Origin of the sequence: Terribacillus saccharophilus, assembly GCF_046592895.1 — a bacterium.
Taxonomy (GTDB): domain Bacteria; phylum Bacillota; class Bacilli; order Bacillales; family Amphibacillaceae; genus Terribacillus; species Terribacillus saccharophilus_D.
In genome coordinates, this window is the sequence record NZ_JAWVPU010000008.1 from 1 (window position 1) to 9,532 (window position 9,532).

Below are 9,532 nucleotides of genomic sequence, written 5' to 3' on the forward strand. Positions count from 1 at the left end.
TTTACCGTAATGCCAAGCGGTAGAGGAAAGACCCTGACATAAAGTCAGGGTCTTTTTTACTTGAAAGTACAGATGGCAAAAGAGTTAATTGTAATTATTAATATATAAAAATGGAGCTCTCTGATTCGGATTGAATTTTGAGAGCTCCAAGTTTTATATACAGAATAGCAAGGTGAGCAATATAGGATTGTAGGATTAATCTATTAGAAGAATAGGCTTTTACTTTGTTTTTTTTAAGTAGTAAATTTCCTTTTCGATCTGTATAATTTTATGTTCTATGTACCGCATATCGGATTCCCAATCACTATCTTCCTTATCTTGGCTGTACTTTTTTGCTCCGCCGCCAGCGTAATACTCATCATAGAGTAGTTCTAACAACCTGTGTTTATCTTTTGAATCAAGTGCTTTTATTGTCTCAAATAGTTTATCTGCAAGCATTTCTTATTGTTCTCCTTCCAAGTCTTGTATCCATCTTCCATTATAGAAGAGAGGACTGTAAATTCATCTTTTCTGAAGCAGTGTTTCCAGGGTAAGTATGGTTCTAGAAAAAATGAGGATTCTTATCTTCTGCGTATCCCCCACTGTCTCCAAACATCTCATTATCAACGTTTTCAAAATCGACACTGAATTTCTCTGCTGATATAACTCCATTGATGTTTTACTCTTTTTGTTTGTGTCTATTTTACAATTTTACTTTTCAATGCTATTTGACTCATGACTCACTACTATTATATTCTGTTTTATTAAAGTTTGAAATGATAATATATAAGGACTAATGATGATTCCGACTGAGCATCATCCAAATATATCATTACCACTCTATATATAAGCATTATAGTATTGTGACCTGTGGTATTTTACAGATGCAATAGTAGTCCAAATGGAACAACCTAAATTTAGTAAGTATCTTGACGGTTATCGCTATCAAAGGCATAATTATCAGTAGTTATGGTCTTTGATAATACTATTGATTCCAACGCTTGTTGGTGTTATACAGAAGGTCTTTTACCGATTTTACAAGTGAAGGATACTTGATCCTGAACACTGGTATTACATAAATCATCGCTTTTTCAAGCGTTGAGGAAGGACTTAGGATAATTGCCTAGGTCTCTTTTTTGTGTTTCCCTTTGGAAGTTTTAGGTGTTGTTATAAAAAATAGGAAACGGAGCGTCTATCCATGTCACATAAAGTAGAATCCTTGGAGAGTATTATTTCTATAATACCTATTATAAAAGCGGCGATACCTGCTGATTTATCTATCGCTGTATGTGATACAGAGAAATTCATTGCATATTTTCCTGGTGAAGATATAAATCTGAATATACAAGCAGGACAAAATCTAAATCCAAAGGAACCACTAGCCGTCGCTTTAAAGGAGAGGCGATCATTAAGAGAAGATGTTCCGGCTGATTTTTATGGATTTGAATTTACTGGTACTGCTAATGCCATTCTGGATCAACAAGGCAATGTCATTGGAGGGATTGCAGTCCAGTTGAAAAGACAGACTGAGTTAAGAGCAATCGCGGATCAAATTACAGATTCACTTACCTTGGCTAATGATCAAATTAGCCAGATCGAATCTGGATCCAGCGCTTTAGAGGATTATTCAAAAAAACTGCTTGAACAATCACATAAAGCCGGTGAGGATGTAGGAAAGACAGCAGAGGTTTTGTCCATCATCAAACTGGTCGCTGATCAAACCAACTTATTAGGATTGAATGCAGCCATTGAGGCCGCACGTGCCGGGGAACACGGCAGGGGTTTTGGAGTGGTTGCAAAAGAGATACGTAAACTTTCAAATGAAACTGTCGCTTCAACGGAAACAATCAATGAAACAATGAATGAAATCAAACAAATAACAGAGCTGATGGGAAACTCGATAGAAAAAATTGCAGCGGTCGGTCTAGAACAGTCCAATTCAATCAGACAGTCATCCACTTTTATTGAAGAAATAAAAGTAATGGCACAAAAGCTTAACGAGTATACGATGAAGTTATAAATTAAAGAAAAGGAATCTTAAACCTACAGCATATAAAAAGTCACACTTAGCCAAATTCGCTTCGTGTGGTTTTTTTAACGTACAGGATTTTTTAGTATAAGGTGCTACACCAGGTTGGACATAACCGGAAAGTAGCGTTTCTGATTGCATTGATGGAAAAAAGGGATGTCACTGCGATACAATTAGAGAATATAACACGGAATATTCTTATTCGAAATTCAGAGGGGGCGTCTGCATGCGTCAATACGATTCAGCTGAAATGGAAGAACTTCAAGAGGAAACTTCAACTATAGTAAATAATGGTGTACCGATTATCGTGAAGAAAATCCCTGGAGAAGTACAATCCGGGGGTCTTGACCCTAGGGAATTAAGCCTGATGGCAGATCATTGGGCTGGTCCGTCAGATGAGAAAGTTCCTGCTGAGCTACCGCCTTTGGAAGAATTCATTCCGAATTTGAGGGAGAGTATGGGATTTCCCAACTATAATTTGAATACAGTCGAAATACATACCAAATACGAAGAAATCACGGAAAGTGGAAATACAGTTGGCTTATGGAGATATTATCCTAGGAAGTCTGAGAAGGACCAAAGGCGTCCAGCGCTTGTATTCATTCATGGAGGCGGCTGAGTTGGGGGCAGTGTCTACGTCGTAGAGAACTTTTGTAAATTGATTGCTGAGCTTGCGGATGCGGTGGTGTTTAATGTGGATTATTCCCTGGCTCCTGAAAAGCCGTTTCCGAATGGGTTGAATGATAATTACGAAGCAGTGAAGCATATATTCAGCCATGCAGAGGAATATGGTATCGATCCTGACAAAATATGTGTCGGGGGAGATAGCGCCGGTGGTAATTACACAGCAGCTGTCTGTTTAAAAGCAAGAGATGAGAATGGTCCGAAAATCGCAATGCAAGTATTGATATATCCTGCGGTAACAATGGCTGATGCGAAAGCTGATGGTTATGTGTGGAAAGAAGACTTTTTCGAAGTAGCGGAAGAGCATGAACACATCATCAAAAGTGGCTTGTTAAACCTAGGAAGACCGTCAGCACTGGAAGACGATATGCTTTTGGGAGCGTATATTCCCGATGCTAAAGGTATTCATGATCCTTATGTCAGTCCTATGCTTGCAGAGTCTCATGCAGATCTTCCAAAAGCTATTTTGGCTGGGGCGGAGTTTGATGGTTTGCGCATTCAGACGGAGTTTTACGCAAAACAGCTGAAGGAAGCCGGAGTTGATGTTACATGTTATCGATATAAAGGGATGACGCATGCATTCATCGATAAATTGGGACACCTGCCACAAGCTGAAGATCTTTGTATCGAAATTGCTAAGGCGATGAGGGGACTCTGAGAAATATACTTAGTTATTTGACAGCTTTTTGATTGGGAATCGTTGCGCAAATCATTCTGTGTTGATGAAAATCACAATAATAATTAATCAGACAATCACATAAAAGCTTAATCGTAGAACCACAAAATTTTTTGTGGTTCTTTTTTATGTGTAAATCCGTATAGGGTATAAAGACAATTCAGCTTTTTTACCATGATTTAATGTGGTACTGTATTGGTTAATATAGTTCTGGTGAAAATCGAAAGTGAATTTGAATTCATAGTAGGAAGTCAATCGAGCAGGAGGCAACCATTTGAAAACTATCTCTGCCATAAAATAAAGAGTAATACTCCCAAACTTCCCATCAGCATCCGCCCAGTTCTCGACCTAGATGAGATCTGGGTGCCAGAGGGCTATGAATACGTGGTAGTTGCTGCGGGTCTATTATATCCCGTGATTTGGTGATGCTTTTCTATATTTGGCGGCGACAGGTCCGTATAAGCCGTTTGGTCCGCCGGCCGAGAAAGGGGAGAAGGTGAGGGAGAGTTTTGGTGTACAACAGGCTTGTGGCGCTCCAAGACCGATTGGAAGTGATGTGGAACTGCTGTCTTGGCGACAGGGCCTATCATTCTAGCTACCATCATGTTGGTCCGGATCGGCCTCCCTTACCTACGTGCTGACCTATTGCTGCTACTCAGTTGAATGAGGTAGTCTTTCTATTCACTAGTGGACTATCGGATGTCGGGTTGTGAATGGGTTTTGCGCTGCTGAAGAGAAAAATCCTGGTCACGATTGCAGGGGCTTGCAGTTTGGCGATTGGTATCGGCATCTTGCTTTACTGTTTCAGTTTTGGGACCATCATTGACCAGGCAATTCAGCATGTTGGTGAGTGTGGCAATCACGGGATTTTGCCTGCTATACAGCTGGATATGGATGCTGGCTAGTTTATTTGTAATACGCAGTTTGATAGGCAGTTTCGTGTCAGACACAGTGAAGGGGAATGATCACCGATAGCACATAATAAATAAGAGTGACAATCATGGATTCTAACTATAGTTCGGATCTTTTTTTCTGAACAGTCAATTCATCAGATATGACATGAGGCAGGTTACAAATGGTAAAATACAGCTAAACAAACAGCTGGGGAGAATGATTCATGGAGAAAATCATGATTGTGGAAGATGACATGAAGATTGCGGAATATCTGAGTGCCCATATTGAGAAGTATGGATATGAAGTGACCATTGCCAGAGATTTCGAAAAGATTATGGACAGATTTCTAGAAGTACAGCCCAAGCTCATTTTACTGGATATCAACCTGCCAAGCTTTGATGGCTATTATTGGTGCCGGCAAATCAGGAAAGTATCCATTTGCCCGGTGATATTCATTTCGGCACGGACTGGTGAGATGGATCAAGTGATGGCGATTGAAAATGGCGGGGATGACTTTATCACAAAACCGTTCAATCCGGATATTGTCATGGCGAAAATCAGAAGCCAAATGCGGCGTGCATATGGAGAGTATGCAGCTAAGTTTGAGGAAAGAGTGCTGATCCAGGAAGGGCTGCACTTTTATCCGGAACGATTGGAGCTGCACTTCGAGAATCAAGCTACGCAGCTGACAAAAAAAGAAACAGACATTATCGAGAGTTTGCTGGAGCGTTATCCGCGAGTTGCCGGCAGGCAGGATCTGCTGGCGAAATTATGGGATGAGCAAGCCTATGTGGATGAGAATACCTTGAATGTGAATATTGCCCGCGTAAGGAATAAGTTACAGGAGATAGGGATTGAAGATGCCGTTGAAACGGTCAGGGGAGCGGGCTATCGATTGCGCATCACATGGAAAGAGGACAAAACATGAAATTATTCCTCCGCGAGCATGTGCTGCTCATCGCAGTCCAGGTTTTTCAATGTGTGATGGTTTCGGTTTTGTTTTGGCTGGACGGCTATCGTAATATCGGCGTCAGTTTGTACGCGCTTTTCCTATCCTTGCTTTTGGTGGCAGCATTCCTATGCTATCGGTACATCAGCCGCAGAAAATTTTATCAAAGATTGCAGCAGTCATTTACGGCACTGGATCAATCATTGGAGTCAACCGAACGAGCACCCGTTTCAGCGGCACTTGATAATTTGCTTACTGCGCAGTACCGCTTATATAAAGAAGAATTACTAAAAGGAGAAGACAGGCAAACCGAGCATCTGTTATTCATGGATCGCTGGGTCCATCAGATGAAAACGCCGCTTTCTGTTATAGAATTGACGGCACAAACGCTAGATGAACCGGAATCATCCAGCCTCCGGGAAGAGACGGACCGAATGCGGGACGGCTTGAATACAGTTCTCTATTTAGCAAGGCTTCGTACTATCGCGGAAGATTTTCAAATCAAGCCTATCGTCTTATCCAAGCTGATTCATGAGGTCAATCAAGAAAACAAGCGATTTTACATACGCAATGAAGTGTTTCCTGTATTGAAGGAAGAAAAAGCAGGGGCAATGGTGGAGACCGATGAAAAGTGGCTTTTCTTCCTATTGGGACAGCTGGTGCATAATGCGGTCAAATATTCTGCTGGGAAATCCAATCAGCTTGTTCTTGCTGTATACGAAAGATCAGGTGAGCTGGTACTTGAGGTAAAGGACTTTGGAGTCGGTATTCCGGCTGAGGATCGAAAGCGGATCTTCAATAAGTTTTATACTGGCGAAAACGGCCGGAAATATCGGGAGTCCACTGGTATGGGTTTGTATTTGGTCAAAGAGGTAGCTGAAAAGCTGGAACATGGCTTGGAGATGGAATCCACTGTAGGCGAAGGTGCAACTTTCCGAATCATATTTACAAAAACGCAAAACCTTACATCGATGTAAGGTTCGTGAAAGCATAATCGATAGTAGGGCATCTACTTCTCAGGCTATGCTTAGGTTAAGCATTGGAGAGGAGAATGATTATGCTCAAACTTACAAAAGTCAGTAAAATCTATGAAGGTAAGATTGCTTATCGCGCTCTTACCGATATCGACCTAGAAGTAGAGAAGGGTGAATTCGTGACCATCATGGGACCGTCTGGAAGCGGAAAGACGACCCTTTTGAATATTATTTCCACAAATGATGCACCGACTACCGGGCAAGTCGAAATCGACGGTCAACAGCCACATCAGCTGAAGAAAAGTGCGTTGGCTAAATTCCGTCGTAATCAGCTCGGATTCATCTTCCAGGATTTTAATTTATTGCATACCTTGACGGTTCAGGAAAATATCATCCTGCCGCTCACATTGGATGGCGTCAAACCAGGAGAGATGCTGCAAAAAGCAGAGCAGATAGCAAAAAGTCTTGGTATCCAAGCCATCATGAATAAACGCACGTATGAAATTTCCGGCGGACAGGCACAACGTGCAGCCATCGCCAGGGCGATGATTCATGAGCCGAAATTACTGCTGGCGGATGAGCCGACTGGGAATCTCGATTCAAAAGCGGCCAAAGATGTCATGAAGATGCTGGTATCGATCAATGAAAGAAATAAAACTAGCTTGCTGATGGTAACGCATGATCCGCAGGCTGCCAGTTATTCTGATCGCGTTGTTTTCATCCGTGATGGAAAGCTGCATTCCGAGATTCATCGGGGAGAGAGCAGACAAGCATTTTTCCAGAAGATAATCGATATGCTGTCGCTGATGGGGGGAGAAGCTAATGACTTTTCGTCAGTTCGCGTTTAGGAATGTCTTGCGTAATAAGCGATTGTATATTGCTTACTTCCTTAGCAGTATGTTCACGGTGATGGTCTTTTTCACATTTGCAATCTTTGCTTTTCATCCAGCATTCTCAGAGGGATCGATCAATAAGTATGCACTGTTCGGAATGGCTGTTGCTGGTGGAATCATTTATCTATTTTCTTTCTTCTTCATCTTGTATTCAATGAGCTCTTTCATACAGTCAAGGAAGAAGGAATTTGGCTTATTGATCACCTTAGGGGCTGCGGATAAGCAAATTCGGCTCATGGTATTTTTAGAGAATATCTTAATAGGTCTGTTTGCGACAGCAGGTGGAATTCTGATTGGACTAGTGTTTGCGAAATCAATTCTTTTACTTGCAGAGAATATACTGATCATCGATGCATCACTTGATTTTTATTTCCCGGTACTGGCAATTGTCGTGACTTTTATCAGTTTCATCTTTCTCTTTTTCTGCATATCGGTATTTGTCGCGTTCATCTTGCGGACAAATAAGCTGGTTGATCTGATTAAAGGAGATAAGCAGTCCAAAGGCGAGCCAAAAGCTTCTATCATTCTATCGATCCTTGCGGTCATTCTATTAGTTGCTGGATACGGTACGGCTCTTTATGTTAAAGGTGTCAGTGTTATCTTTATGATGATTCCAGTCATAATCGTGGTGACGCTTGGAACGTACGTTTTGTTCACGCAATTAAGTGTGTATTGCATCCGTCTACTGAAAAAGAATAAATCGATCTTTTGGCGGAAGACGAATATGCTGCTTTTTGGTGATTTATCATTTCGAATGAAAGATAACGCCAGAACTTTTTTCATGGTAGCGATCATATCGACCGTTGCTTTCAGTGCCATCGGGACATTATATGGATTTCAGTCTTATCTTACGAAAGGGATAAAGGAGATCAATCCATATACGTATACGTATAATCCATTTCTTGATGAAAGTGAGGATGTGATAGAACAAGAAGTGCAGCAAATCAATACAATTTTAGATGAAGAGAATATTAAAGCGGACATGGAATCAACGGAATTGGCATATTATGATACGTCTGTGGAAGAAATGTCTGTATTGATAGTTAAAGCTTCTGATTATAACCGGTTTGCCGCCTTGATCGATGAAAAGGAACTGCATCCTGAAGAAAATGAAGCGATCGTCATGGAACAAAGCGATGCGGTTATTACAGAAGGGCAAAAAGCTAGTGAGAGATTGATGACATCCAGCATCCAGCTGGATAACGGAAAAGAAATCCATCCAAGTAACACAGCAGAGTCGACAGTCGGGTTAGGCGTGACAGGTTATTACGTAGTGGATGATAGTACTTTTGACGAACTCGGGACGCCGGTAAGGACAGATTTCACCGCTGCTTGGAATACAGATGACAAAAACGAAGATAAAGTGATTGAGACGGGTAAATTGTTAGAGGAACAAGTGGAACATAAAGTGTTTTCTGTTGATTACACGCTTTATGAAATCAATAAAGCATATGGACCGATACTATTTATCGGCTTGTTTATCGGCATTGTATTCTTTGTCTCCGCTGGAAGCTTCCTTTATTTCCGATTGTTCACCGATTTAGATGGAGAAAAGCATAAATTCAAGGCTATAGCCAAAATTGGTTTGACAGAAGCAGAATTGAAGAAAGTGGTGAACCGGCAAATTGCTATTTTGTTTTTCTCACCGATTGTAGTGGCGCTTGTTCACGGAGCTGTAGCGCTTACTGCATTATCACGCTTATTTGACTACAATTTGACGGCAGAGTCTGCGCTGGTACTAGGAAGCTTTGCGGTAATCCAAATATGTTATTTCTTTGTGGTGCGATTCATTTATATGAAACAAGTGATACGATCGGTTTTCTGACCGAAACTCTGTTCTGGTGTTGCAGAGCCATTAGTTAAGTTTTGGATTCGTATGGAGAAGAACTTTTAAGAGTGATAGTACTTTACAACGAATGCTTGCTCATAAAGAAGTACAAAAACTGCTGGGTTTAGGGGTCCAGCAGTTTTTAATTATAAATAAGCTGCTACAGCGGCCTTTTCGTCACCAAAACAAATTTATAGCATGGGAAACTTACATTACAAAGGTAGGAGGGGAGCTAAGTCCATAGCATCTTCAATACCCTTGTAGAGTAACGTGCGTCTCTTTAAATAGAATGCTGCTGGTTGCCAAACTGCTTTCCATTCATGTAAAATAAGAGTTACGTATTATTTATGTGAAATCCTGTAATACGCAATTGATTAGGAATTATAATGCAGTGAAAAGACAGTGACATAAAAAAGATCTAGTTATTTTTTAAAAATGTATTGCTTTTTAATTCTGTAGCATATATAATCTAACTTGTCCTTAAGAAAAGGGCAGCATACATAGGTCTGGTGGTAATAGCGAAGAGGTCACACCTGTTCCCATGCCGAACACAGTAGTTAAGCTCTTCAGCGCCGATGGTAGTTGGGTTCGCCCTGCGAGAGTAGGACGCTGCCAGGCAATACGAT

General features: G+C 41.1%; 8 protein-coding genes, 1 rRNA gene and 1 pseudogene. 9 read left to right on the forward strand and 1 reads right to left on the reverse strand.

Translation table 11 applies throughout. The features are described 5' to 3' along the window. Positions 1 to 219: 219 nt before the first annotated feature. Complete coding sequence (locus SFC66_RS17045) at positions 220 to 438, reverse strand: hypothetical protein (RefSeq protein ID WP_411219909.1); 219 nt, start codon at positions 436 to 438, stop codon at positions 220 to 222. Between the two features lie 739 nt (positions 439 to 1,177). Between SFC66_RS17045 and SFC66_RS17050 the strand changes: the two genes are divergently transcribed. The 9 genes and pseudogenes from SFC66_RS17050 (at position 1,178) to rrf (ending at position 9,524) form a co-directional block, all read left to right on the forward strand. Next, positions 1,178 to 1,999 (forward strand): methyl-accepting chemotaxis protein, encoded by an 822-nt coding sequence (locus SFC66_RS17050; RefSeq protein WP_411219910.1) that lies wholly within the window; start codon positions 1,178 to 1,180, stop codon positions 1,997 to 1,999. 235 nt (positions 2,000 to 2,234) lie between these two features. After that, positions 2,235 to 2,627, forward strand: a complete 393-nt coding sequence (locus SFC66_RS17055; protein WP_411219911.1) for a hypothetical protein — start codon at positions 2,235 to 2,237, stop codon at positions 2,625 to 2,627. Between the two features lie 15 nt (positions 2,628 to 2,642). Next, a pseudogene (locus SFC66_RS17060) lies at positions 2,643 to 3,350 on the forward strand (alpha/beta hydrolase); the annotation flags it as partial. A gap of 731 nt (positions 3,351 to 4,081) precedes the next feature. Further along, complete coding sequence (locus SFC66_RS17065; protein WP_411219912.1) at positions 4,082 to 4,273, forward strand: hypothetical protein; 192 nt, start codon at positions 4,082 to 4,084, stop codon at positions 4,271 to 4,273. Positions 4,274 to 4,485: 212 nt separating this feature from the next. Beyond that, on the forward strand, positions 4,486 to 5,190 hold the full coding sequence (locus SFC66_RS17070; protein ID WP_411219913.1) for a response regulator transcription factor: 705 nt from the start codon (positions 4,486 to 4,488) through the stop codon (positions 5,188 to 5,190). After that, on the forward strand, positions 5,187 to 6,188 hold the full coding sequence (locus SFC66_RS17075; protein ID WP_411219914.1) for a sensor histidine kinase: 1,002 nt from the start codon (positions 5,187 to 5,189) through the stop codon (positions 6,186 to 6,188). Before SFC66_RS17070 ends, SFC66_RS17075 begins: the two co-directional genes overlap by 4 nt. An 80-nt stretch (positions 6,189 to 6,268) precedes the next feature. After that, positions 6,269 to 7,033 carry an ABC transporter ATP-binding protein gene (locus tag SFC66_RS17080; protein ID WP_411219915.1) on the forward strand — a complete coding sequence of 255 codons (765 nt, stop codon included), beginning with the start codon at positions 6,269 to 6,271 and terminating at the stop codon, positions 7,031 to 7,033. Further along, positions 7,008 to 8,903 carry an ABC transporter permease gene (locus SFC66_RS17085; RefSeq protein ID WP_411219916.1) on the forward strand — a complete coding sequence of 632 codons (1,896 nt, stop codon included), beginning with the start codon at positions 7,008 to 7,010 and terminating at the stop codon, positions 8,901 to 8,903. The genes SFC66_RS17080 and SFC66_RS17085 overlap by 26 nt, the downstream gene beginning before the upstream one ends. 508 nt (positions 8,904 to 9,411) lie before the next feature. Next, positions 9,412 to 9,524, forward strand: a 5S ribosomal RNA gene (gene rrf / locus SFC66_RS17090). Positions 9,525 to 9,532 lie beyond the last annotated feature (8 nt).